The organism is Neolewinella lacunae (assembly GCF_014349155.1).
GTDB classification, from domain to species: Bacteria; Bacteroidota; Bacteroidia; order Chitinophagales; family Saprospiraceae; genus Neolewinella; species Neolewinella lacunae.
On sequence record NZ_JACSIT010000106.1, the window covers coordinates 43,189 to 67,869 of the forward strand.

General features: G+C 57.9%; 17 protein-coding genes. 8 read left to right on the top strand and 9 right to left on the bottom strand.

Annotation, left to right across the window (positions count from 1 at the left end):
* Positions 1-14: 14 nt before the first annotated feature.
* The 7 genes from H9S92_RS11920 to H9S92_RS11950 form a co-directional block, all read right to left on the bottom strand.
* Positions 15-434: a DUF805 domain-containing protein gene (locus tag H9S92_RS11920; protein WP_187466947.1), complete on the bottom strand. Its 420-nt coding sequence runs from the start codon at positions 432-434 to the stop codon at positions 15-17.
* A gap of 198 nt (positions 435-632) precedes the next feature.
* Positions 633-3,284 carry a DUF1573 domain-containing protein gene (locus H9S92_RS11925; RefSeq protein ID WP_187466948.1) on the bottom strand — a complete coding sequence of 884 codons (2,652 nt, stop codon included), beginning with the start codon at positions 3,282-3,284 and terminating at the stop codon, positions 633-635.
* Between the two features lie 242 nt (positions 3,285-3,526).
* On the bottom strand, positions 3,527-4,675 hold the full coding sequence (locus H9S92_RS11930; protein ID WP_187466949.1) for a PorP/SprF family type IX secretion system membrane protein: 1,149 nt from the start codon (positions 4,673-4,675) through the stop codon (positions 3,527-3,529).
* Between the two features lie 74 nt (positions 4,676-4,749).
* Positions 4,750-5,259: a DUF2480 family protein gene (locus tag H9S92_RS11935; RefSeq protein WP_187466950.1), complete on the bottom strand. Its 510-nt coding sequence runs from the start codon at positions 5,257-5,259 to the stop codon at positions 4,750-4,752.
* 146 nt (positions 5,260-5,405) lie between these two features.
* Positions 5,406-7,838: a S9 family peptidase gene (locus H9S92_RS11940; RefSeq protein WP_187466951.1), complete on the bottom strand. Its 2,433-nt coding sequence runs from the start codon at positions 7,836-7,838 to the stop codon at positions 5,406-5,408.
* A gap of 139 nt (positions 7,839-7,977) precedes the next feature.
* Positions 7,978-9,630, bottom strand: coding sequence for a PcfJ domain-containing protein (locus H9S92_RS11945; protein WP_187466952.1), 1,653 nt, complete (start codon positions 9,628-9,630; stop codon positions 7,978-7,980).
* Positions 9,631-9,730: 100 nt separating this feature from the next.
* On the bottom strand, positions 9,731-10,378 hold the full coding sequence (locus H9S92_RS11950; RefSeq protein ID WP_187466953.1) for a TIGR02117 family protein: 648 nt from the start codon (positions 10,376-10,378) through the stop codon (positions 9,731-9,733).
* Between the two features lie 61 nt (positions 10,379-10,439).
* Here H9S92_RS11950 and dcd point away from each other — a divergent pair, with 61 nt between their 5' ends.
* Positions 10,440-10,976 carry a dCTP deaminase gene (dcd, locus tag H9S92_RS11955; RefSeq protein ID WP_187466954.1) on the top strand — a complete coding sequence of 179 codons (537 nt, stop codon included), beginning with the start codon at positions 10,440-10,442 and terminating at the stop codon, positions 10,974-10,976.
* 12 nt (positions 10,977-10,988) lie between these two features.
* Positions 10,989-11,822, top strand: a complete 834-nt coding sequence (gene prmC, locus H9S92_RS11960; protein ID WP_187466955.1) for a peptide chain release factor N(5)-glutamine methyltransferase — start codon at positions 10,989-10,991, stop codon at positions 11,820-11,822.
* Between the two features lie 127 nt (positions 11,823-11,949).
* On the opposite strand, the gene H9S92_RS11965 is transcribed toward prmC, so the two are convergent.
* Positions 11,950-13,374 (bottom strand): hypothetical protein, encoded by a 1,425-nt coding sequence (locus tag H9S92_RS11965; RefSeq protein WP_187466956.1) that lies wholly within the window; start codon positions 13,372-13,374, stop codon positions 11,950-11,952.
* Positions 13,375-13,537: 163 nt separating this feature from the next.
* On the opposite strand from H9S92_RS11965, the gene H9S92_RS11970 reads away from it, so the two are divergent.
* A complete protein-coding gene (locus H9S92_RS11970; protein ID WP_187466957.1) occupies positions 13,538-15,988 on the top strand; it encodes a T9SS type A sorting domain-containing protein in 2,451 nt (816 codons plus the stop codon).
* 751 nt (positions 15,989-16,739) lie between these two features.
* On the opposite strand, the gene H9S92_RS11975 is transcribed toward H9S92_RS11970, so the two are convergent.
* A complete protein-coding gene (locus H9S92_RS11975; protein ID WP_187466958.1) occupies positions 16,740-18,026 on the bottom strand; it encodes a hypothetical protein in 1,287 nt (428 codons plus the stop codon).
* A 289-nt stretch (positions 18,027-18,315) separates the two neighbouring features.
* On the opposite strand from H9S92_RS11975, the gene H9S92_RS11980 reads away from it, so the two are divergent.
* The 5 genes from H9S92_RS11980 (at position 18,316) to H9S92_RS12000 (ending at position 24,664) form a co-directional block, all read left to right on the top strand.
* Complete coding sequence (locus tag H9S92_RS11980; protein WP_187466959.1) at positions 18,316-18,843, top strand: hypothetical protein; 528 nt, start codon at positions 18,316-18,318, stop codon at positions 18,841-18,843.
* Between the two features lie 249 nt (positions 18,844-19,092).
* Positions 19,093-19,554, top strand: a complete 462-nt coding sequence (locus H9S92_RS11985; protein ID WP_187466960.1) for a hypothetical protein — start codon at positions 19,093-19,095, stop codon at positions 19,552-19,554.
* Between the two features lie 11 nt (positions 19,555-19,565).
* Entirely contained in the window at positions 19,566-20,435 is an 870-nt protein-coding gene (locus tag H9S92_RS11990) for a cation diffusion facilitator family transporter (protein WP_187466961.1), read from the top strand.
* A gap of 339 nt (positions 20,436-20,774) precedes the next feature.
* Positions 20,775-23,027, top strand: coding sequence for a hypothetical protein (locus H9S92_RS11995; RefSeq protein WP_187466962.1), 2,253 nt, complete (start codon positions 20,775-20,777; stop codon positions 23,025-23,027).
* A gap of 401 nt (positions 23,028-23,428) precedes the next feature.
* Positions 23,429-24,664 (top strand): IS256 family transposase, encoded by a 1,236-nt coding sequence (locus H9S92_RS12000; RefSeq protein ID WP_187466352.1) that lies wholly within the window; start codon positions 23,429-23,431, stop codon positions 24,662-24,664.
* The last annotated feature ends 17 nt before the right edge of the window (positions 24,665-24,681 follow it).

Sequence of the window (24,681 nt, forward strand, 5' to 3'; positions counted from 1 at the left end):
CGTTGCGGCTGGGATTAGTCCACCAGGTGGCTGGTTACGTCGTTGAACGTGGCACCGGTTTTGGGGTTAGGGCCCCACTTGTTGGCACCGGGCTGGCTATCCAGGCACATGAACACGATCAGTACGATACCGCCTACGTAGGGAACCAGTACGATCAGGTACCACCAGCCACTGCGGCCAGTGTCGTGAAGGCGGCGAATGGCAACGGCCAGGCTGGGAACGAAGATGGCCAGGCCAAACAGGCCGATCAGACCGATCATCAGGAACATAGCGGTCTCTCCGCCTCCGACCAATGCGCCAAGGAGGGTACCCACAGCGGCAAGGGCCAGATACACGAGCAAGTTGCCCAAAACGAAATACCAGTATTCGCTGCGACGGGAGCGCCCCGTGAATTCGGCGTACTTACTTAACGCCAACTTGTAATACTCAACCATAGGTGATAGGAAGTTTTGATGGGTGAAAAAGTGATTGAAGGTAACTGGCCAAACGAAGGATTGACCCAAACGTTGATGGGGCGTAAATCGTTTGCGTTACGCCTTAAAGATAACAACTGTACAGGAATCTGCAATAGCCCCACCAGTTGCCCGCAGAATTTCGCTTTTGCACCCAGACGGGCAAGGGAGCAGGAGTAGCTACTTCTTCAGCTTAAAACTGTACTCTACCATCTCCATGATGGGCATTCCGCGGCTGTCCTTTTGGGCGAGGTAAATATCGATCGTGATCGTCTCGTCTTCTTCCTTTTCGCTGCTGTCGAAGGTCACGTTGATCACGCCCTGCTCCCCGGGCTGGTAGATCTTGGCGTTGTTGTGCTCGTAGGTCGTACAGTCGCAGGCCTGGATGAGCTGGATCTTGGCGGGCACCTTGCTCGTGTTGGTGAAGGTGTACTTGAAGCTGCGTTTTTCGCCTTTTTTCACTTCGCCCAGCTGGATGGTGCGGGGCTTGAATTGCAGGACGGGCAGGCCAGCGATCTGCTTTTGTCCGTAGAGGCTGGAGAAGGGCGTAATGGTGTCGGTGGCGGCCACCGTTTTCAGGGGCAGTTCTGCTGCGGGGCTGGCGGCCTTTTTTACGCCAGCCTGGGCCCGGCTGGGGATGGCCTGGCGCTGGGGCGCGGCCGCAGGTGCGGGCTGTGGAACGGAGGAGCGGGGTTCGGCGCCGCGGCGGGGTCCTTCAATTTTGCGTTCAATGACGTCGCGGCGGATGATGATGCTCGTTGGGCCCTCCAGGATTTTAAACTCGGTGCGGCGGTTGAAATTGTGGGCCCGTTCCTGGGTCTCCTTATCGGGCAGGGCGTTGATGAAGGCATCGGTCAGTACGTCGCCTTCGGAGAGGAAGTCGACGCGCTCGGCCAGGCGGGCGCTGACGGTTTGGGGCACCGTCTTGCCGTAGCCCTGGGTCTTGATCCGCCGGCCATCAATGCCGCCAGTGACGATGAGCCACTTGCGGGCATTGGCGGCGCGGCGCTTGCTCAGCGCCAGGTTATAAACGGCATCGCCACGGCTATCCGTGTGGGCACCCAGCTCGATGACCAGGTCGGGGTACTGTTCCATGATGCTCTGCACTACGCGCAGGTCTCCTTCGGCGGCGGGCAGGATTTTATCGTCGCTGAAATCGTAAAGGATGTTCTCCAGCGTGATGGCCTCTTCAATGGCTACGGTATCGTAAAACTCCGTTGGCTCCACCGGCGCGGGGATGGGTTTGAGAAAGAAGACTTGCTGGAATTCCTTGCTCTCTTCCAATCCGAGGGTATTGATCTCTACAGTATCGGGGTAGTAGCCGGGGTGGGAGGCCACGATTTGGTACTGGGTTTCGAGGGCCAGCCCGAAGTCGAAGCGGTTGCCATCCGTGCGGCTTTTCTGCTGGCCAGCCCCGGCGGGGTTGCCGTTTACGAGGGGTTGCAGCTCAATGGTGCCGTTGGAAAGTGGCTGCTTGGCTTCGCTGAAGAGGCCCACCACCAGGTTGGCGTAGAGGCTGGCGATCTGGAAGGTGTAAATATCGTCGCAGCAGGTTTTGCTCTTCACGGAACGTCCACCCTCGCGGTTGCTGGTCATGAAGCCGACCAGTCCGTCGCCGAAGATGCTCAGGCTCTGGTCGTCGACGCTGCTGTTGAAGCCCGGCCCCATGTTTTGGGGGCTGCTCCATTCGCTGCCGTTCCAGGTGGCGTAAAACAGGTCAAGCCCCCCCATGGTGGGCAGCCCGTCGGTGGCGAAGTAAAGGTTTCCATCGTGGTAAAACGGCGTCCATTCATCACCAACGGTGTTGACGGTGGGGCCCAGGTTAATGGGTGCCCCGTACTTGCCGTCGCCTTCGTAGTTGGCGTAGTAGATGTCCATCCCCCCGAAGCCGCCAGCCATGTCGGAGACGAAAAACAATACTTCCCGACCGAAGAGCTCGCCAGTAGCGGGTTGCAGGGCCAGGTAGTCGTCGCTGTTGATGCCGCTTACGGGGTTGCCGCTTTTCCAGCCGTTGTCGTCGACGTCGCTGACGTAAATTTTGGCCCCGACGATGCGGTGGCTTTCCAGCTCCAGGCGGTTGTAGAGGAGTCGGCGGCCATCAGCACTAAGCGCCGGGTTGGCGGAGTGGACGCCGGGGCGGTTCACCTCTTTGCCCAACACTTCGGGTTTGCCCCATTCGCCCTTGTTGTCTTTGGAGGCCATGTAGACCTGGCTGAACGTACCTTCCGCGTTGCCGCCCTGCACGATGGCTTCGCTGGAGAGCCAGGTAGAAAAGTAAAGCGTTTCCCCGTCGCTGGAAAGGACGGGAGAATACTCACTAAAGGACGCATTGACTTTGCGGCCCGCGTTTTCCAGGGTCACTTCGCTGGTTTCCTGCGGAGCATCGCGGTACAACTTGATGCCTTCCAGCTCCAGCCTGGCCAGGGCGATGAGGCGTTCGTCTTCGGCGTGTTGCAGAAAATTCTCGAAGTAGGTGCGGGCTTCGTCGTACTGCCCATCCATCTTCAGGGCCCGCGCGAAGTGGTAGCGGTGGACGTTGTTGGTCGTATCCCCCGGCTCCGCTTTACGGAAAACCTGGGTGTAAATGCGGACGGCCGAGGCGATGTCCCGCAGGTGCAGGTTCATCAGCGCAATGACGGGCCGCAGTTCCGGGTCTTCACTTTGGTCGTAGGCTTCCTGGTAGTTCTGCAGGGCAACGAACCAGTTTTGCATGCTCCGGGCGGAGTCGGCGGCCCACAGCAGCTGCTCCTCCTTGGCCGCACCCGAAAGAGGCTGGGCAAAGGCCGGTAAGGCGAGAAACAAGGCGAGGGATGCGGAAAGGATATATTTCATCGGTGGAGGCTGAAAGAACAAGGTTGGTGGGCGTGGGCCCGGAAACACTAACGCGCCGGGCAGCGGCAGGCTTGCAAGGGAAGCGTTAAGAGTTTGTCTGGAATATTTGAGAACTGATGGTCAATGACTTATGGTTCTGGCTACACAAAAAAGAGCGCGCATAGTGGACTACGTAAGCTGTTTTTTGTGACGCCAGGTTCATAAGTGCTTGATTATCAGGAAGCAAAAATTTAGACATACTCTTATATCCTGGGGCAAAGCAGGGTGGGCGTCACCGTTGGTTTTTTGTAGATATTGAAGATGTAGGCCGCCGAAAGCTCGAAGGCCCCCTGGAAGTTGGTCACCGCTCGGGCCTGGCTCAGGGTGATGTCGTAGCTCAGGGCCGTGCGCAGTTGGGCAAAGTCGAAGCCGACCATCACCTTGGCCGCGTCGCTGGTGCGGTAGCCGAGGCCCAGGCGCAGGTCGAGGTCTTCCTTCAGGTTGCGGCTGCCCCAGGCCTGCAGCGAGATGGAGCTGCTTCCTGCGGAGTTCTGGAAAAACACCGTGGGCTGGAAGCGCCATTTTTCGCTCATTTCCAGGTCCAAACGCGCGTGGGCGTGGATGGTGCCCCGGCGGCGGCGGGTGTCTTCCGTTTCCATGGGGCCCGTATCTGGCCGTGGCACCGAGGCGGTATCCCGCCGGGTGAGGGACATCCGCTTGGGGGCCGTCAGGTGCAGCAGGGCAATGCCCGCCTCAAAGACGTTGTTTTTGTCGGGATCGATGAGCATCTTCAGTTTGACGCCCGCGTTGAGGTCATTGACGCTCTGGTTGTTGTCGTTCATGTTTCCCATGCCGCCGCCGGAGCCACCCATGCCCATGCCATCCAACTCACTGCGGCCAGTCATGCCCTGTCCGCCCAGTTCATCATCAATGTTGAGCTGCTGGTTGAGTACCCCCTCGGGCGTCAAGCCGTAGGAGATGCTGCCGTACTGAACGCCTAGCGTTACGATATTGGTCCGCTTTTTATCCAGCGAAAGGTGGTAAGAACCGCTAAAGCCGAAAAAATTCTGGACGATGTCCAGGGAGATTCTCTGGTCAGGAGTGCTATTCACCCCGGTTACACCGGAATTGTCGTTGACCAGGCTGAGGCCCACCCCAATCCAGTCTTGTTTGCGAAAGGCAAAAGGCAAGGGCGCATCCACGTAAAGCGTGGGGGATTTGATATCATTGAGGCTGTGCCACTGCCCACGGTAGATGCCCCCGGCCCGGATGGAACCCGAAAAAGCCCCCGTGTTGGCGGGGTTGAGCCACAGGGGTGCGTAGTCGTGGAGGGTGTAATGGACGTCTTGCGCCCGCAGGCCAAAAGATCCGAGGGCGAGGCAGAGTAAAAAGAGTAGGCGGCTACAGCGCATGGGTTGGCGGTTATTCTTGGGAGTAAAGTGGGCGGCTGCTGGGCCGCCGGGAAGGCCCAAGATAAGCACAAATCCTACTTTCGCGCCATCGGCTCTTTATACACCGGTACCGTACTGCATGGCTCGCCGTACATGATGGACTTTACCACGGGCCGCAGCTTGGCCGTGATGTCCAAATACGCCGAGGCAGGAACCGCTTTTTCCCCGCAGCCTTTGATCACTACGCGCTCGCCTTCAAATGCCTGGGCGTCAAGGCCCGCAATCGCCCGGTGGAAGTGCGCCCGCAGGTATTCTTCCTCCGTGCCCTGGTAAATATCGGCGGCAAAAGGACTGGCCGCAGCCGCCACCAGCATGTAGGCCCAGGCGGGAATGATGGCGTCGGCGGAACAGTAAACTAACAGGATTTTGTCCCGGTACTGACTAAAATCGTGCGCCCCAACGGCTTCGCGAAAGTCTTTTTCCTTCAAAATCAACTCCATGAAGAGGTGGTCTTTGAGGTCAAAAACGGCGAAGGGGGCCGCTGGCCAGTAGTCCTCAAGTTTGAGGGTGACGAGGCGGGAATTGGCGACTTTGTTGACGAGCATGGCGATTTGGCACTTCAGGAATTGGGCGCGGCCGCAGGTGCAAGTAAAGGGATGAGGGAGCAATGCCTGCTCCTCCGTCTTTCCCCTTGCACCTGCGGCCGCGCCCTTTGAAACAATCCAGTTTTACAACGGGTTGAGCCTGCCTGCTAGGGTTTAACTTCTCCCTTGTTTTTTACCCATTTCTCCAGCCACTGGTCTTGCTCCCACAGCAGGTGGAAGATGGACTCGCGGGCCTGGTAGCCGTGGCTTTCCTTGGGCAACATGACCAGGCGGACGGTAGCACCCAGGCCTTTGAGCGCATTGAAATAGCGCTCGCTTTGCAGGGGGTAGGTGCCCGAATTATTGTCGGCCTCGCCGTGGACGAGCAGCAGGGGCGTCTTCATTTTTTCGGCGTGCATGAAGGGAGACATGGCGTTGTAGACCTCCGGCGCTTCCCAGTAATTGCGCTGCTCGCTCTGGAAGCCGAAGGGCGTCAGCGTCCGGTTGTAGGCACCGGAACGGGCGATGCCGGCGGCAAACAGGTTGCTGTGGCTCAACAGGTTGGCCACCATGAAGGCCCCGTAGCTGTGGCCACCCACCGCCACCCGCGTCCGGTCAATGTAGCCCAGCTTATCTACCGCGTCGATGGCGGCTTTGGCGTTGCCCACCAGCTGCTTGCGGAAACTGTCGTTGGGCTCCTCTTCGCCTTCCCCGACGATGGGGAAGGCCGCGTCATCCAGCACGACGTAGCCCCGCGTGACCCAGTAGATTGGGCTGCCGTAGGAGGGGTAGATGAATTCGTTGGGGTTGGAAGTCGTCTGGGCCGCACTGGCCTTGTCTTTGAATTCCCGGGGATAAGCCCAGAGGATCATCGGCATCTTTTCTTTTTTGCTGCGGTCGTAGCCCATCGGAAGGTAAAGGGTGCCGGAAAGTTCCAGGCCGTCTTCGCGCTGGTAGGTAATGACTTCTTTGTGGACCTCCCCGAGCGCCGCGAAGGGGTTGGCAAAGTCGGTCACCTGCGTCAGCTTGCCGCTTTTTACGTCGCGGAAGTAGTAGTTGGGGTAGTCCGTCGGGGATTCGATGCGGACCATCAGGCGGTTGGCAGCCGGGTCGTAGTCCTGGAGGTTTTCCAGCCGGTCGGTGTACTTCGATTGGTAGAGGCGTTCGGTTTTGCCGCTGCCGAGGTCGATCCGGTCGAGGAAGGGGAACTGCCCTTTTTCGGAGTAGCCATCGCCCAGCAGGAAGGCGGCGCCGTCTTGCAGGGCCAGCACGGTGCTGCCGTACCGGTTGTGGGTGGTGACGAAGCGACCGGGATCGCTGTACTGGTCCTGGTAATTGCGGTCGGCAATGATGGTGGGTTTCACACGGGCGTCTCCCGGGTTAAAGACGTAAGTTTTGGTGTTGCGGCTGTCCCACCACCGGTCGTAGGCGATGGCCGTGTCATCATCTCCCCACTGGATGCCGGCGAAGCGGTTGATGGTCTTGAGCATAGGGATGCCCTTGCCGGAGAAAGGCGGCGGGAGGCGGAACACTTCGTCGCGGAACGGCACTTCCTGCGCGGGGTCTCCCCCGTCGAGGGCTTCGACGTAGATGAGGGAGGAGGGGCGGTCTTGCCGCCAGCTGACGTTGCGGCGGCCGGGCTGGGTAGCCATGAAACCCTGTGGCAGGTCTTCGATGAGGGGCACGGTATTGACGGTATTAACCTTGCTGCCGTCTTTGGCGTACACGGTGGTCACCTCCGGAAAGCGGCTGTAGGGGACGAGGTAGGAAAAGGGTCGCTCCAGCTGGGAGACCAGCACGTAGGCGCCGTCGGGGCTGAAGTTGATGCCCGCGTACATGCCCGTGGGCAAAAACGGCGTGACGCTGCCATCGAGGGCCACCCGAACGATGGTCGAGCGGGCCAACTGTTCAAAATTGTGCTCGTCGTTGGGGTTTTTCAGGAGGTCCTGGTAGGTCCTGTTCTGGGCCTTTTTGCCGTCGGCAGTGGATACGGTGGGTCCGGTGGGTACGGCCGTGGCCCCGTCGATGAGTTTTTTGCGGTCGGCGGGAAGCACCTTAACGAGGAGGGCCTGACCGTCTTCGAACCAGTTGATGGCGTCGCCGAGGTTGGCGTTGATCGGCAGGGTAGTGGCATCGGTGACGCGGCGGGCGCTGGCTTTGGCCACGTCGAGTACCCACAGTTCCACGCCCGTGCTGGTTGTGTGGGTCATGGCCACCAGGCGTTGGTCGGGGCTCCAGCTGAGGTTGGCCAGGCGGGGATTTTCGGGCAGGCCGGTTACGGGGGTGGCCTCGGCGGTGGTAGCGGCGATCTTGCGGACGGCCACGCGGTTGTAGTAGCGCGTCCGGCTGCCGATGTTCGTCACCGGGTCAATCCGCAGGCCCCCCAGGCGGAGTTCCTCGCGGCTCAACTCTTCAATGGAGCCGTAGGCGTCGCGGTAGAGGAGCACCATGTTTTCCCGGGTGTCATCCATCAGTACGATGGGCGCGAGGGGGACGTCGATGAGGTCGAGAATGGCTTTGTCGGGTTTCTGGTAGCCCAGGTTTTGGGCGGATAGGCAAAAGCTGACGAGCAGCAAAAGCAGTAAGGATAGATTACGCATCAAAAGACTAAAATTTTCAGTGGTTAGCGGAGTGCCCCCGGGGAGCGGTGGAAGGTACGGCTTCCCGCGGATTTTTTTGCTTGGCGCACGCCAGGTTTGTCAATTGCGGAGGTCGCAGCTTTCCCGCCCTTATCCTCCGCTACGCCCAATCCCAACCCAAATTGATGCCGAGTTTTTCCCGGTGGGCCCACTGCTCGATGATGCGCATTTGCCCCGCATTGGGGGAAGCGTTGAAGCGACCCCGCACCTGGATGATGTTCCTGCTGGGTGGGGAAATTTCGATGGTCAGCACGCTGAACCACTGCCCATTGTGGCGCTGCTCCCGTAGCGACCAGATGGAGGAGTAGCCTTGTTTGCAACGCTGCCAGTAGCCCCCCACGCAGTGGTGCATGGTGGCGGATTCCCTTTCCAAGGCCTCCCGCGTGGTCAGTTCCGTGATGGTGTGGGCCAGGACGCGTTCGTACCGGGCGTAGTGCTGGCTCCAGGGCTGGACCTTGGCGAGGGGTTTCCAGGATGCTTTGTTAATGTCTTGCTCGCGGTCGGCTGCGGCCCGTCGTTCGGCTTCGCGCCGTTGGGCGAGCGCCTGCCGTTCGGCGATGCGGGCGTAGTAGGCGTCGGCTTCCCGCTGGATGGCGGCGATGGGGCGGCCGGAGATGGAAAAGCCGGGCTGATCGCGGAAGCAGTGGTAGACGTAGCCCAGCAGGGCATTGGTTTCGTCGTCGTGTTCCCGCCACGTGCTGGGCAATTCGCGCAGTTTTTGGACGATGGGATCGAGGCGCTGCAACCACGTGCCCAGGCTGGCGGGGTCTTCCGGGCGGTGAAAAAAGCGTTGCAGGGCCAGGCACATGGCGTGCGAACAACCCAGCGAACGCAGAAAGCAGTAGACGTAAATATCGGCTTCTCCCGTATTCAGCTCAGCGGGTAGGTCCAGGAACTCCATGGCCATGCGCCGGGAGTAGGGCGGGTGATCGGGGATTTTGCGGAGGCTACCGCCCCGGGCCAGCCAGAAAAAATCCTGGCTGTAGTAGTGAAAAGCTTTTTCCTGGTTGCGGTAGGGCAGGCCATTGTTCCACCAGATGGCGGCGGGCAGGTTGCGGATGATGAGGGAAAAATCGAGGTCGTAGTAAGCGTCGTCGGCGGGCAGGTTGGGTACGGTCCGCAGCAGGTGCTGCCGCCAGATACTGAACCAGTCGCCACAGCGGTAAATCTCCTGGCCGGGTGCGTAGTCCGGCAGTTTGGCCTCGAAGTGGGGAAGAATTTCGGTGAGGAAAAGGACGAGTTCGGCGGTCGTTCCGGCGCTGCCCTGGTCGTGGAAAAAAGCTTCCAGCACGAGGTGGTAGCCGGTGACGATGCGTTCGTCGTTGAGGGTTAGGGGGTAGTGTTGCTTGAGGTCGGTCCATTGCCGGACGGCTTCCGGGGGCGCGGAACGCAGGATGCCGAGCGCGTTCGTTGAGCGCAAGGGGAGGGGCTGGCCGAAGCTTGCCCGCAAAACTTCGCCTGGCACCCCCCGGGCGTCGAGGAAGAGCTGGACGTCGAAGAGGGCATCGTCAAAAGCTTCCTCGTCGATCCACTCCGCCAGCCAGGGGGCCAGCAGGGGCGGGCGTTGGGGGAGGGGAGTGGCGGCCCGCAGTTGCTGGGCGAAGGGCCCGAGCGCAGCCACGAGCCGGCGATAAATGACCAGCAGGTGCGCGGGACGATCGGCCCCCCAGTAACGACCGGCGCTCAGGGCCGCAAACTCCCGGGCAAATTCCGCTGCTTCGGCGGGCGAATCGTAGTCGAGGGCTGGGGGCATAGGTAAGTAGACAGTGTGGCTGGTTCTTCTGGGTGCTAACTTATCTTCTTTGCGGGAACTTGCAGCGGACAATCCCCTCCGCAGGCCCAAAAGTTGCGCGTTAGAGGTAGCGGAGGACGCCGCGGTCGATGGGCGTCCAGACGGCGGTGCGGACGCCGATGCGTTTCATGGCGGTATTGGCCCAGGTATTGCAGGTTTTGAAGCAGCTGTAGTTGCCAACGGCCTCGTAAAAACGGTCTTTGCTGGTGTAGCCAGCGTCGGGGATTTCGGTGATCTGGCCGTCTGCCGTCGTCCGGAACGACCGCAGCAGGTAGGCGATTAAGACCTCACTTTGCACCTGCGTCAGCGCCACCTTACTCCACCCTTGCGCTACTGCGCGGTGCTCGGTGACGTGCATGGCCGTGGGGCTGGGCAGGAACATGGCCTTGAAAGCGACGCTGGCCCGGAGTTCCGCCCAGGTGGGCGTATCGAGGTAAAAGCCCTTGTCTCCCCAACCAAAAGCCAGTAGCTCGGTGCTGGCTGCTGGCCGAAGTTGCCGGAGAAAGGCATCGGGCAGCGCGTTGACCGGCAGGATGATGTCGAGGTGGACGCCATTGGAAGAAATGTACATCACCCGGTTTTTCTCGCCCTTGCTGGCCTGGGGCCGGGTGGGCAGGTAGGTGAGAAGGAGGGAAAAGACCACGTAAAGCAGCAAAAATGCCACGATGAACAGGGCAAAACGCTTGAGGTAGAGAAAAACAATTTTCATGCTGTGGGACTGTGGATTGGCGAAGCTACGGACATCCGGCCGTTGCGCTTATCTTCGCCGCATGATTTGGAGCGACAAAAAAATCCTGGCCGCCATCGCGAAGGGAGAAATCGTGATCGAGCCTTTCGACCGCAAGCACCTGGGCACCAACAGCTACGATGTGCACCTGGGCAAGTACATTGCCCGGTACAAAGACCACATTCTGGACGCCCGGGCCCACAACGCCATCATCCACGATGAAATCCCGGAGGAGGGCTTTTTGCTCCACCCCAACACGCTGTACCTGGGTGTGACGCTGGAGTATACCGAGACCCACAGCAGTGTGCCTTTTTTGGAGGGCAAATCGAGCGTGGGGCGCCTGGGCATCGATATTCACGCGACGGCGGGCAAGGGCGACGTTGGCTTCTGCAACCACTGGACGCTGGAGATCAGCTGTACCCACCCCGTGCGCGTGTACGCCGGGATGCCCATCGGGCAGTTGATTTACTTTGGTGTGGATGGGGAGATTGAGAACTACTACAACAAGAAAGCAAGTGCCAAATACAACCAGGTCCAAGTGCGGCCGATGGAGTCGATGATGTGGAAAAATGACTTTTAGGAGCGATGGGCCATGATGCGAACTGATCAACTTTCCCAGCATTTAGTGGATGAGCTGGCCCCGCTGCTGGGGGCTGGCGAAACGGCCAGCGTGGCCCGGCTGGTGCTGGAAGACCTCTTCGGCTGGCGGCACGGGCAACGGCCAAGACTGCTGAGCCAGGACGAAGAAATCCTGGCCTGGGCCACCCTGAACCGCCTCAAAGCCGGGGAGCCGACGCAGTACGTAACAGGGGTGGCCGACTTCTACGGTCTCCGCCTGCGGGTATCCCCCGCCGTGCTCATTCCCCGCCCCGAAACCGAAGAGCTGGTGGAGTGGATCCTGGAAGAACACCCCGCCGACACTCCGCTGCGGGTGCTGGACCTGGGGACGGGCTCGGGCTGCATCGCCCTGGCGCTCAAGGCCCGCCGGCCGGGCTGGCACGTGACGGGCTACGACGTGAGCCCCGACGCCCTGGAAGTCGCCACCAGCAACGCCCACGCGCTGGGCCTGGAAGTCACTTTCAATCGCTTCAATGTGCTGGAAGACCAGGCGTCCGGACACTGGGATCTGATCGTCTCCAACCCTCCCTACATTCCTCCCTCCGAACGGGCGGTGATGGACGCCGCTACCCTGGCCCACGAACCCGCCCTGGCGCTGTTCGTACCCGAAGGCGATCCCCTGCTTTTTTACCGGCGGATTTTTGCGCTGGCCCGCCAAACGGCGCCCACCCAGGTGTACGTGGAAACCAATGAGTTCAGCAACGATCAGGTATTGGCGCTGCTGGCCTCCGCCGGGGCGCAGAACGCCCGCCGCCGGCAGGATATGCGGGGGAAGTGGCGGATGGTGGCGGGAGGAGTGAATGCGTGAATGCGTGAATGCGTGAATGCGTGAATGAGCTGCCGCGAGGGATAGGCGAGGCAGAGGGAGTAAAGAGGCCCGCCCCCTACTGCACTATGAACTACTGCACTACTGAACTATGAACTACTGAACTACCTCAGGGCCTAAAGGAGTCAATTTTCTCCTCCAGCCAGCCTTTGGACGCCAGGTATTTCTCGTGTTGTACTTCTTTTTTGAGCTTCTGGTAAGCTTCCGTATCGCCCGGGGTGAGGCGGGAGAGGCGGCGGGTGTAGAGGATGAGGTTGCGGTAGTTTTTGTCGCGGTCTTCGGGCAATTCCTTGTGGCGGTTGAGGTAGGCGATGGTGGAGTCGAAGAGGGATTCCAGGGCCATGCCTTCGCCGAGTTCGTAGTAGATCGCGATGAGCATCATCTTGGTGTTCAGGTTCAGGGCGATGTTGCTGTATTCGACTTCGCGGAGGTACTCCTGGGCTTCGCTGAACTTTTTCTGGTAGAAGTAGATGGTGGCCAGGTTGAAGTTGACGGTGTTGGCGCGTTCCTCTGGCGGGAGGCTATCCTGGTAGGTGCGGATGTAGCCTTCGGCCCAGTCGAACTCCCCGAGCTGCATGGCAACCTGCACCGTGTTTTTGAAGGCGGCCGAGTTAATGAATCCGTCTAATGAGTCCATGTTCAGGGACAGGGCAAACTTATAGATCTCCAGGTAATCTTCGAGGAAGGAGCGCTGGCCCTTCGAGATTTTGACCGCGCAGTAGTTGAGGGCGGGCTGGATGAAGTTGTACTTCGTGGCCACTTTAAGCTCGTGGCGGTTGAGGATGATCTCTTTGTAGTTGAAGTAGGCCTCGTCGTTTTCGTCCTGGGCCATCATCTTGTACATGTAGTAGTAGGCCCGGACGTAAGGCTCGTTGAGGTGCTCGGGGCTGGCGTCGAGGAAGGCGACCACCTCCTGGGCCATGTAGAGGGAGTAGTCCTGTTTTTCGCTCAGGGCCCGGGCTTTGGCGTTGGTGGCGTCGCGGAGTTTGGAGATGAAATAGTAGGTATCCAGCGACTTGCTGATGTCTTCGACGTTGGAGCGTTCGCCGGGTTTTTGCTCGTAATTGAGCAGCTGGTACTTCTTCTTTTCGAGGAGGTGGAGGTAAAGGTACTGGAGGCCATCGTCGGTGGAGTTGACCGTGGTGAGGTCTTCCCAGTTGCGTTCGATGCCCTTGATCAGCTTCGTGGACCGCTGTCTTTCCAACGCTGAGAAGTAGAGGTAGCGCCACAGTTCTGGCTCCTGCTCCAGGGATTCCTGGACCAGATAGTCCTTAATAAGCTTGAACAAATCGGAGGTGAATTTGCGGAAACGAACGTCGTTGTAGGGCTTGTTCTTGCCGAAAACGGACTGCCAGATCTGTCGCTTATCCAGGCTTGCCTTGCGCTCCAGTCGGGCGGCGATTTCGTCGAAAAAGCGCAGTAAGTCCTCGTTGCTGGAGAAGAAGGGGGATTGCACCAATTTGCGGCAGGAGCGCAATTGGGTACGGTCCAGGCTGGCAAAAAGGCTAATTAACTTATTGGATTTTTCATTCATTGTTCACAAAGTTACGGGCTAAACACCTAGTAACCAGCAAAAAATGAGCCGAGGGGGGCGAAAAAAAATTCACGAGCAAACACGCAATTTTATCCCGAATACCCTATTACGTCCGAGCTAATTGCTATATTGTGCCCTCAACCGGTTTAAACAAATCTAACTCATGAACGTACGGCTGCTTAAAATAGCGTTGCTGTTGCTCCTGCTGGGCACCGTTCGCGGCGTGTCTGCGCAGGTTCAGGAGTTGGTCACGGTGACGGATGAACCGGTCACCTACACCTTTACCTCGCGTTTCGCACCGGTCATCGGTCGCGCCGCAGAGAACGGAACGGTTCGCCTGGTGCAGGATCCTACTTTTTTCTACACGCTGACGTACACGCCGGGCGAAGACTTCCAGGGGAGCGACGACTTTCTGCTCGTCAGTTTCCCTTTCGGGGTCAACGTAGCGTTTACTGAATTCCGCGTCTCCGTGCTCGAAGCCATCATTTCGGCGGAGCACGACTTGGCGGTAACGACCAAGGCCACGCCCGTCCGCATCCCGGTACTGAACAACGATAAATCCAACACCGGGCAGATCTCCCTGGCCTCCGTGCCCGTAGTCAACGCCGGTACCGCCGAAATCGTCGGCGAGGAAATCCTGTTCACCCCCAACCCCGGCTTCGTTGGCCTTACGGACCTCAACTACGTTATTTGCACCTTCGGCACTTGCGACCTGGGTACGGTCACGATCAACGTTACGGCAGGCCCGGGCGACGTCGGTCCCGATACCGTCCGGGTTTTCTCGGGTCGGGATGGACAGTTCATCTTCGCTCCGGAGGGCGCAACTCCGCTCAGCAGCCCCAGCAACGGGTCGATGATCGACTCCAACGGCGTGATGGCTTACTTGCCCAACGAAGGATTCCTCGGTGATGAGTTCCTCGCCTACGCCGTGGAAGGCACCCCCGCCCCGCTGGTATTCCACGTCACTACCCTGGACGTGCAGCGGAACAAATTTGCCGTTGAAGACCGTGCTTACGCGGCCATCGACGGTGAAGTAAAACTCAACGTACTCAACAACGACCTTTATAGTGTCTTTGCCGACTGCATTACCTTCGGCACGCCCCGGTTCGGCAGCGTAGTCGCAACCGGACGCAAAGGCGAGGTGCGCTACACGCCCCCAGCGGGTTGGTCGGGCGTAGACCAGTTTACCTACTCTTCCCAGGCCCCCGGTTGCGAGGGCGATCCTGAGGTGGAAACCGTTTACATTTTCGTCTCTGACTTCGCCCCTTCGGCCGAAGAAACCCTCCTCACCGTCCCCGCTGGCATTCCCGTTCAGGTGACCTACGAGGTGCCCGGTGGGGAAGCTACCTGGTCGGTCGTCACCAACCCCAGCTTCGGTGCTTTGGTGGCGGATCCCTTGACGGGGCACATTAGCTACGTTCCTTCGCTAACGGCGGCCGGACAAACGGACGCTTTCACCATCGCCTATTGCCTGAACGCCGATGCCCAGGGCAACTGCCAGTTCAGTTCCCGGGTCCCCGTGCGGATCAACGTTGCCGCAGCAGATGCCGATGCCTGTTTTGACGACGACTGCGTCTGGCCCGGAGATACCAATAACGACGGTTCCGTAGACGTCAGCGACCTGCTGCCCATCGGTCTCGCTATGGGCCAAACGGGAACGCCGCGTTTGACGCTGGACCCCGACGGTTGGTCCGGACAGTACAGCCTGGACTGGACGGGAAGCATCGACAACCTGAATTTCAAGCACATTGACGCCAACGGCGACCAAATCATCAGCGCCCTCGATACCCAGGTGGTGATGGCCAATTTGGGTCTGCAGCACCGCCTGCGGCCTGCGCCCCAAAGCTTTGCGCCCTTTGAGTTTACGCTCGTGGGTCCGCAGGAGGCCGAGGCGGGTGACTTAATTTCCTTTGACATCGTGGCGGGCAACAGTAACGTCATCGTTATTGACATTCCCGGGTTCACCTTCCCCTTCAACTACAACAACCAGCTGGTGGACGCTGGCTCGGTCGCCGTATCTTTTGATGAAGACGGCTGGTTTGGCTACGGCAGCCCCATCCTTTCGCTGGCCCAGAACGACCGCAACAACGGCCGCCTGAACGCCGCAGTAACCCGCACGAGTTCCATCGCTGCGAGTGGCTACGGTAAAGTCGGTAACGCCAACGTCATCGTCATTGATATTCCAGGCTTCCGCGACGCGGGCGAAGAGGCAGACAGCTACACCGCTACCTTCGGCGGCGACTTCGGCTACGCAGGAACCAACTCTGGCCACCTCGACGCCTTCCGGATCAACCCCTTGGAAGTCACCATCAAGCGCACCCCCGCTACGGAAGTGGCCAACTTCAGCCCCGCCGCTGCGGCCGATTACCTGGACGAAAAGCTGATCGCCTTCCCCAACCCCACGAGTGGCAACGTTACCGTCCACCTCAACGGGCAGCAACGCTTCACGGAGCTGCAAATAACGGACCTCACCGGTCGCACCCTCCGCCACGAACGGGGCCTGGATACCAACCACCGCGAGCTATTCCTCGGCGACCTCCCCAACGGCCTCTACACCCTTACCATCACCACTACTGATGGCGTGGTGAACCGGAAGGTGAAGTTGATTCGGTAGGGGAATTTCCTCCGCCTTTCCCCCTTTTTTACAGCTTAAAGATTTAGGGTTCGGTTCCCGATGATCGAAGCGTCAGACAGTCAGTTTAGCACATTGGGAGGCCGGACGCCCGCAGGTTCACCCATCCGCTTCCGCTACGCTCCAGGGACTGGGTGAACGCTACGGGGTCCTGTATATATCGCTGATAATTAAGACTTTACTAGCCAAAAGTGTATCCGTTCAAAAAAGTGGGGGGCACCGGATACCACCCCTCCCCCGTCCCCTCCCCGCAGGCGGAGGGGTGACCTTCTCTGGTCATTTTTCGTGCTTGAAGAAAATATTTTTAGTACCCAGAGTGAAGGAGGTTGGCATTTTTTCTGCGAACAGTAGTTAGAACACAACCTATTGGAAATCAAAATTTTATACAGAAAAAATCACGGCTCCTGGGCACCCCTCCCACATGGGACCGGCGAAGCCAGCCGCGTAGCGCACGGGACGGGGGAGGGGTCTTTAAACCAACTGGAAATCCAAAATGGGACACTAAAAAACCTCCATTGAAAGGTAGCTGGACCATTCATCACACTTCACACACAAGTAAAAATAGACCCCGCCCCATTACTTTTTGAACGGATACCCAAAAGTTCTAGGACCCGTAGCGTCGCGCGCCCACTCACCAACTCGGCCTGTATTTGAAACATTGCGGCGGGTGACCTGCGGGCGTCCGATCTTAGGCAGTCTCGACAACGCCATAACCCCGCCAGCCAAAGTTCCCTCACCCCTTCACCAACCCAAACTCCGTCACCACACTGAGCGGCAGCAAACGGTAGCCATCAAATTCTGCGAAAACCGCCAGTGTCCCGCCGCCACTGATGGCCAGCAGGGAGAAGAAGTTATCGTATTCCGGGTGCAGCGGCAGCACTTCGCCGTTGGCATCGGCCAGCCCCGCTTGCCCGCTGGCCAGCGTAGGCGTTACGGCCGAGAGATAAACGGGGTAGGCATAGAGCCAGGGGTTGACGGCCAGCGCCTTCTGGTAATTGGCCCGCAATTCCACAAAACTGGGGTAACCCACCAAACCATCGTAGGGCCGTCCGCCCGGCGTGGTACTCGGCAGCAGGGCCCGCTGCGGGTAGCTGCCGGGGTAGTAATAGGCCTTGCCCTGGAACGAAGCCGCCAGTGGCCACGAACGCTCAAAAGGCATTTCTCCGAAGGCATAGTCGAGCACCAGGGCGAAGCGCCGGCTTTTCTCCCCCCGCAACCAGGTGCGGCGGAAACGCAGGCGGTCTTCCTGTCCCTCCGCCGTACCCAGCACCAGCCAGTGGTCTTCCAGGCCGGGCCGGGCCAGCAGTTCTTCCTTGCGGATGTTGACGCCCGCAAATTGCAGCAATTCTGCGTGGCGATCGGGCGGCAAAGTGCGGCGGTTCTTCCAGGCGCGCACGAAGAGGTAGAGATCGCCGAGGGTGCGGGCGATGTCGGCCTCCGTCCCATCCCGGCCAAGGCGGGCCAGCCGGCGGAGCAACCCTGCGGGCCCCGGCAGTTTGGCGTCGGCCAGGTGGGTGGCCGCCGCCAGAAAAGGTTCCGGACCCTGGGCCAAAGTATCGGCAATGCCGCGCCGGGCAAAATCGAGCAGCCGCAGCTCCAGTTCCTCCACGCCCGCTCCCATCAGCGCCAAACGCTCGCCCTGCCGCTCGTCGGCCGCCTCGGCATCCTTCAGGGGTTTGGGTTTTGCTTGCCGGTCGGCCTGGTATTGTACCGACCGCACCCACGAAGGGGGCTGCCCGACGGAGATCCGCTCCTGATCGTTTTTCAGCATCAGCACCAGGGCCAGGCCGTGGGCGCAGGGGCGTTCGCGGGCGCGGCAATTGCACACAAAATGTCCCGCCGTCAGGTGTACCGCGCTTTCCGTTGCCCGCTGCCCGCTGCCGTACACCCATTCGCCCCAGAGCCACTGCCCGTCGCCGCCCACCAGTCGCCAACGGCGGCTGTAGAAAAGTCGCCGGCCCGCTTCGAGGCTTTTCGCATCGGGGGCCAGGCGCAGCAAATCATCAGGACTCGATATCATAATGCATGGATGGGGGCGCGGGCGCAGGTGCAAGGTAAGGCTTAAAAGCAAGGCGAGTCCCCAAGCTTAGGGAGAGAATCAGGGTAAGGGGAGCGGTGAAAGCGGAACACTATATTGGTAAACTGTTTACCATTTAGCGCTTTTCATCTTCAAAATTAAGCTGCTGGCGTATCTTTTCACGCTAAAGGCTGAATTCGTTTTTACACGCCGCAAGTGACAATTGCGGCAATGGCCTTCCAGATGGCGAAATTCTTGGGAATTATAATTTTGAACCCTGCAACTAAGAAGGATGAAGCTGCTACTAATCATTTTAACTCTAATGTGTTCATTGCCAGCAGTATGCCAAACTGAGGCAATTAAAGAGAAAATTAAAGAGTATAGTTACTGTTTTTTGACCGGTGTAATGGTAACATCTGAGGAATTTGAGTTTCCTACCAAGGAGGATCAATTCCTTGTAAAAAAATTAGTGGTGACACTTTATTTAAAAAAAGGAGAACTCGTAGCCTTCAATCACACTGGCTTCGGATTTGAATCCAAATTAGGCGAAAAAACAGTAATGGAACTCCTAAAAGCCCCATGCGTTGACATGTTCAAAAGCGTTAAAAAGGGAAAAGTAAGAAGGGGCCAAAAAGTAGTCCTAGTTTACGAGTACTTTTTACAAGGCCCTGGAAAGGATGTAAGTCCTCCAGATCAAAAAAGGCTTGTCAAAGAATTTTATAGCGAAGAAATTGAAAATGAGCTTAAAAAGCATAAAAAAGGTGGGAAAATTTTAGATGTTTCTTACCATCTCATATCTGTAAGCTACCCGATAAGTTGACTTCTAACTCGCAGAAATAAGTCTGAATATTATTAAGAACCAGCTTTTTCGTTGCTTTCATACAGGAAGGAACGTCCAAGCACGCGGGCGTCTCTCAGGCCAGCCAGCCCCACCTCGCTCCTCGTCCTTACTCCCCCCTTCGGGGGGCCGGGGGGGAGCACCTGCGGCCGCGCCCCGCCGCCCAGGCCGCAATGGCCCCGCCAAAAATAAAAGCCCCGCCAAAGCGTTCCCTAGGGAAACTGTAACAGCATGCGCACCACCAATCTGAAAACTAGCCTCTTCGCCGCCTTGCTCAGCCTCCTGGCTTTCGCCGCTTGTACGACCGACGACGACGGGCCGCTGAACACCAACCCAAACGAAATTCGCAGCAACGTCCAAAGCGGCACCTGGCGCATTACCCAATTTATTGACTCCGGCTCCGACGAAACCCGCGACTTTGCCGGCTACGTTTTTACCTTCAACAGCTCCGGGGTGCTGAACGCCAATAATGGCAACAATAATTACGATGGCACCTGGAGCATCACCGACAGCAACAGCAACGACGACAGCCCGGATGACCTGGATTTTAACATCAATTTCAACCTGACCAATGATTTTGAAGATTTGAATGATGATTGGGATATCGTAGCCCAGTCGTCCTCCAAAATTGAACTCATTGACGTCAGCGGTGGAAATGGTGGAACGGATTTGCTGACCTTCGAGAAGAATTAAATTCCTTTTAATTGAGTCCCGAAAAAACGGCCATCCAGACGGCGTATTTCAGTATCTTTGGCAACCTCGGTTTGGCGCTGATTAAGGGAATTGCGGGATTCTTCGGAAATTCCTACGCCCTGATTGCCGACGCCATTGAATCTACTACCGACGTTTTTTCTTCGCTCCTCGTATTGTTCGGCTTAAAGTACGCCCGGCGGCCAGCCGATGAAAACCATCCCTACGGACACGGAAAAATTGAACCGCTGATTACCTTCTTGGTCGTCGCTTTTTTGGTCACTTCGGCCACGATCATTGCTTACGAAAGCATCCAGAATATTCAAACCCCGCATAAGGCCCCCAAGTCCTGGACCCTACTGGTATTGGCTGGCATCATCATCTGGAAAGAGGCTTCCTTCCGGATTGTGATGAAAAGAAGCAAGGAAACCAACAGCTCTTCCCTCAAAGCAGACGCGTGGCACCACCGGAGTGACGCAATAACCTCCGTCATGGCGTTTATTGGCATTTCCATTGCGCTGTTACTCGGGGAAGGCTACGAAACGGCCGATGATTGGGCGGCGTTGTTCGCCTCCGCCTTTATCCTCTACAACAGCTATTTGATTTTTCGTCCCGCCCTGGGGGAAATAATGGACGAACACCTCTACGATGACCTGCTGGAAGAAATCCGGGAGGAAGCCACGCAAGTCCCCGGGATTTTAGGAACCGAAAAATGCTTCATCCGCAAAGCCGGGATGAAATACCACGTTGATCTCCACGCCATAGTGGACGGGAGCATTTCCGTCAAAGAAGGTCACGAACTGTCCCACCGCCTGAAAGACCACCTGCGCAGGGAATTGCCCAGTTTGGGGCACGTCCTCATCCACATTGAGCCGGAGGGGTAGGGGGCTGATTTAGGTCGGTAATCATCAGAATGTGGGCGCGGCCGCAGGTGCCGGGCCGGTCTTCTCAAAAGCAATGGATGTCGCCGTGAGTCCTGGGAAACGTACTAAAGCCAGCCAGAAAACCTCACTCCTCATCCTTTCCTTGCACCTGCGGCCGCGCCCCGCATCAAATACTGCGCCGCAAACTGCTTTTATATCAGGTAGGAAAAGTTATCTCCGCCAGCGAAATATGGAAAAACCAACCCCACCCGGAGCGCGGTTTTCTACGTGTTGCAACTAAAGTTATAGCGTAACGGGGGACGAACCGACCGAATTTTGGGGTAAACAAACCGATTTCCCATGATACGCCAAACCGATTGTCACCAACCACCCACCGCTCCCGATCAACCCCTCATCGCCCTGGCTTTCGACCGCAAAGGCCAACTGCTGGCCAAAGGCGAGATCGACGAAGGAGTAGCCCACTTCAAACTGAAGCCCGCCGAGCTGCGCAGCTCCCGCGTCTTCGTACTGCCCGAACCCGACGACGGGCTCCCCCTGGAATCCCTCAGCCTCGAACAAATTGCCGACCTCACCACCTTCGAACCCCGCTTGAACCTGACCGACGATGGCGGGGTGCGGCTGGGCATTATTCCGGAAAGCCTCACCGAAATCTGGCTCTGGAAACGCTGCTGCGTGCGCGGCCGGATTACCAACCGCGCCAGCGTGGAAGGCTCCCTGGAAACGTACCCCGTCTGTAATGCCACGGTCCACATCTGCGAAGTAGACCGCATCCGTTTCTGGATCGAACGCATCCCCGAAGACCTCCTGGACCGGCTGCGCTACGGCCTCATCGAGCGGATTCCCGTGCCACAACCTCCCGTTCCCGATCCCCGCTTCAACCGCGTACTCCTCAATCCCCAACCACTACCTCCTGTAGCTCTGAACCGGCCTGTAGGAGCCGCCGGGCTTGAACTACAGAGTGGTTCAGGCCTGAGCCTGGGCCTGGACGAAGTGGCCTTCAACCCACAACCCGATCCGCCAAGAGACTGGGCCAACTCGCTGGATTTAGGTCGTTTGCAAAGCCTGCAGGTCCAGCTACCGAGTCTCCGCAGCGCTGATTTCCGCCAGCTCCTGGTGGATGAATTCCAGTTGTTCCGGCCCTATTTTTGTTATTTCCCTTACCTCTGGCCCTACCTCTACCGTTGCGATGAAGTGGCCGTAGTGCAAACGGATAACAATGGCCGCTACGAAGCCTGTTTCTGGTACCAGGAGTCGGCTCCCGACGTCTACATCTGGATCGAATACCCTTTCGCTACCGGAATAGAAACCGTCTACCGCCCACACCTGGCCTGCTATACCCGGTGGGACTACGCCTGCGGCAGCGATTTCAACGTACAGCTCCACAACAACCGGATCCCACCCGTTTGTGGCGTTGGGCTGGTCGGTACTTCGGTGGCCATTCGCGCCATTGGGCACAGCGTTTCTCCGCTGGCCATTGAGCAGACGTTCAACCGGACGATCCCCGTACCGGGCAACGCGAATTTCCGCACCGTGGGCCTGACCAACTATGCCACCGGAGGATTAGGCAGCTACAGTCCACTGCTAACGGGGCAGCATTTACGTCCTTATTTGGGGACTTTCCCGCTCATTGCGCAGTTCGGCAGCGCCTTGCCGGCGGCTGGTATCCATTACTTCCAGGTCAGGTACCGGCAGGTCCACTCCCCCACACTTGTGGGTCCGGGGACACCCAGCGCCGCGTGGAAAACCCTGCACAGTGGCGGCCTGAGCCGCACCCACGTGCGCCCGGATGGGCTCGACTTCAAATACGGCAGCTATTCGCTTGGTCCGCTCACCGTGGGCGGAGAGGAAGTCTACCGCATTCCGCCTTTCGACCCTCAGGACCCTGGCGTTGACGGGGTACCCCCATCGACTGAGCCACTGGCCCGTTGGACGCAGTACGACCGGGTGGCCATTGGACAAGTCAACGCCAACGCACTGGATGGAGACGGTTTGTACGAATTTCAGATTCGCTTCCTTAACGAGAGTGGCAACCCTGCGGCGGTTGGTCCTGAATTTTTCCGGGTACCCGATCCGACCGACGCCAGCGAAACGATGGCGGCACCGGAAGACTATATCCTAACGGACGGCGGCGCTTCCAGCTTCCGCTTCAAACTCCGGATTGATACCAGTGCGCCCGACATGGCCATCGAAGGGGTTAGTCTGGACGGTGACCCCGACGCTATGACGGACTGCGGTTTCGTGGAATACGCGAACCTCAGCCAGCAGGTGGGGTTAACCTTCACGGCCGCTCATCCCCAGGATTTTGCGCTGTTCCAGTTTGACCTGGAGCGGGGCAGAAGACTGGCTACCACCAACCATTTTGCGCTGGGAGATGCCCAGGGCATGGTGTCGGGCAGTAAAACGCCCTATACCCTTGGTCCGGATGGAAAATACCGTGCCAATTTCTCCGTCAACGACCTGCTCGCTGGCTGCGGAGGAAAGGCAGCCTTCTCCGAGGTGCTTACGGTGCGCGGATTGCACACGGATGGTCATCAGGCGGGTAATTTCTTCGCCCGTTCGATCAGTAATTCTTTTGCGCTGGCACCGGAATAGTTGGTGCTGCACAGTAAAGCATTTCGAGTTATCGCCCGCTTCCGCTTGCCGGAGGCGGGCGATTTTGCTGTAGGGTTGGGGGTGGGTTGTTTTGGTGGGTGGGGGGCTCCTTTGATTTCGTGGCTCTTAACGTAGGTGGGCGCGGGCGCAGGTGCTGGGTGGGTCTTTTTAGGAGCGATGGAGGGGCGTTGGGAGATCAGGGTAGGGGTGAAAGCTGAACAGTACCGTGGTATACTGTTCACGATTTAGCGCTTTGGGGCGAAAGCTCAAGACGGGTTTACTGGCTTGGCGGGGTAGGGTAGGGGTGGAAAGTGAACAATATAGGCCATAGTGTTTAGAGTCTTCTACATTTTGAGGGTGTTTAAAAATGTGTGTCTGCCATAAAAATCAGACATTGAGTCATGGCAAACGAAAAAGACAAAACATTCGCGGACTTCGAGTCCGACATCATCACCGGCCTCATGTCGGGTAAACCGCTAGGTGGGACCGAAGGAGTCCTCACTGGTTTGATCAAGCATGTGATTGAAAAATCAATGAATGCCGAACTCAGAGAGCACCTTGAACTGGAAGCTAACAACCCTGATGCGCTGCCAAATAAGCGCAACGGTAGGGCTAATAAAAAGGTCAATACCGATTTTGGTCCTACCGAAATTAGTCCGTCCCGGGACAGAATGGGTACTTATGAATCGGCCATCGTTGGCAAATGGCAGCACGACCTGGCACCGAACATGAGCCAACAGATTCTATCCTTGTATGCTCGCGGTAACTCGTACCAAGACATCTCGAACCACTTACATGAGATGTTTGGTCATGTTATCAGCCCTGCCTCGATTACGGGCATTGTCAACGAGGTATGGGACGATGTTCAGGCTTGGCAGAAACGTGCTCTCCAAACTTGTTATGTGGCCGTTTTCATGGACGCTATTCACTTCAACATTCGCTTAGAGGGCAAGTCTACCAGTGTGGCGACTTATCTGTTCTATGGGGTTGATGTACATGGCTACAGAGACATTTTAAGCATGTATACGGGCCGCGGAGCCGAAAGTACTTCCCAATGGTCGGTATTGTTGGCTGACCTCAAGGAGCGCGGTGCGGAGGACATCAAAGTCTTCATTGCTGATGGCTTGCCAGGCCTGGTCGATGCTGTTGGTACTTACTTTCCCGCCAGCCGTTTTCAACGGTGTATCGTACACAAGGTGCGCAACTCCGTCGTCGGGGTGGACTTTAAGGACCGTCGGGAGGTCTGTAAAGACCTTCGATCAGTGTATACCGCTATGGATGAAGACGGTGCGGTAGAAGCCCTCAAGGCCTTTGAGTTGAAGTGGGATAAATACCCACATGTAGTCCGCTTATGGCAAAAAGACTGGACCGAGCTTATGGTTTTCATGAGCTTTGGTCCGCAGATGCGCCGGCTAATTTACACGACCAACGCATTGGAAAACGTCAATCGTCATTTACGCAAAGCGACCAAAAGCAAAGGAAGCTGGCCGTCGACTAAGTCCTTGATGATTCAGGTTTATCTGACGCTCCAGGCGACTAAACCGGCTTGGGCAAAAACGGTCCGTAACTTCGCAGCCGTCCAACGGGAGCTGATGGAAGAATACGGAGAGGAGTACACGAAGTACCTAGAATGCTAGGTGGGCGGCGCGCAGCG

Excerpts from the sequence above, each read along its gene's own strand:
- H9S92_RS11965 (WP_187466956.1), bottom strand. The coding sequence starts at position 13,374 with ATGAATGAAAAATCCAATAAGTTAATTAGCCTTTTTGCCAGCCTGGAC.
- prmC (WP_187466955.1), top strand. The coding sequence starts at position 10,989 with ATGATGCGAACTGATCAACTTTCCCAGCATTTAGTGGATGAGCTGGCC.
- H9S92_RS11975 (WP_187466958.1), bottom strand. The coding sequence starts at position 18,026 with ATGATATCGAGTCCTGATGATTTGCTGCGCCTGGCCCCCGATGCGAAA.
- H9S92_RS11980 (WP_187466959.1), top strand. The coding sequence starts at position 18,316 with ATGAAGCTGCTACTAATCATTTTAACTCTAATGTGTTCATTGCCAGCA.
- H9S92_RS11995 (WP_187466962.1), top strand. The coding sequence starts at position 20,775 with ATGATACGCCAAACCGATTGTCACCAACCACCCACCGCTCCCGATCAA.
- H9S92_RS11985 (WP_187466960.1), top strand. The coding sequence starts at position 19,093 with ATGCGCACCACCAATCTGAAAACTAGCCTCTTCGCCGCCTTGCTCAGC.
- dcd (WP_187466954.1), top strand. The coding sequence starts at position 10,440 with ATGATTTGGAGCGACAAAAAAATCCTGGCCGCCATCGCGAAGGGAGAA.
- H9S92_RS11925 (WP_187466948.1), bottom strand. The coding sequence starts at position 3,284 with ATGAAATATATCCTTTCCGCATCCCTCGCCTTGTTTCTCGCCTTACCG.
- H9S92_RS12000 (WP_187466352.1), top strand. The coding sequence starts at position 23,429 with ATGGCAAACGAAAAAGACAAAACATTCGCGGACTTCGAGTCCGACATC.
- H9S92_RS11970 (WP_187466957.1), top strand. The coding sequence starts at position 13,538 with ATGAACGTACGGCTGCTTAAAATAGCGTTGCTGTTGCTCCTGCTGGGC.
- H9S92_RS11950 (WP_187466953.1), bottom strand. The coding sequence starts at position 10,378 with ATGAAAATTGTTTTTCTCTACCTCAAGCGTTTTGCCCTGTTCATCGTG.
- H9S92_RS11930 (WP_187466949.1), bottom strand. The coding sequence starts at position 4,675 with ATGCGCTGTAGCCGCCTACTCTTTTTACTCTGCCTCGCCCTCGGATCT.
- H9S92_RS11920 (WP_187466947.1), bottom strand. The coding sequence starts at position 434 with ATGGTTGAGTATTACAAGTTGGCGTTAAGTAAGTACGCCGAATTCACG.
- H9S92_RS11940 (WP_187466951.1), bottom strand. The coding sequence starts at position 7,838 with ATGCGTAATCTATCCTTACTGCTTTTGCTGCTCGTCAGCTTTTGCCTA.
- H9S92_RS11935 (WP_187466950.1), bottom strand. The coding sequence starts at position 5,259 with ATGCTCGTCAACAAAGTCGCCAATTCCCGCCTCGTCACCCTCAAACTT.
- H9S92_RS11945 (WP_187466952.1), bottom strand. The coding sequence starts at position 9,630 with ATGCCCCCAGCCCTCGACTACGATTCGCCCGCCGAAGCAGCGGAATTT.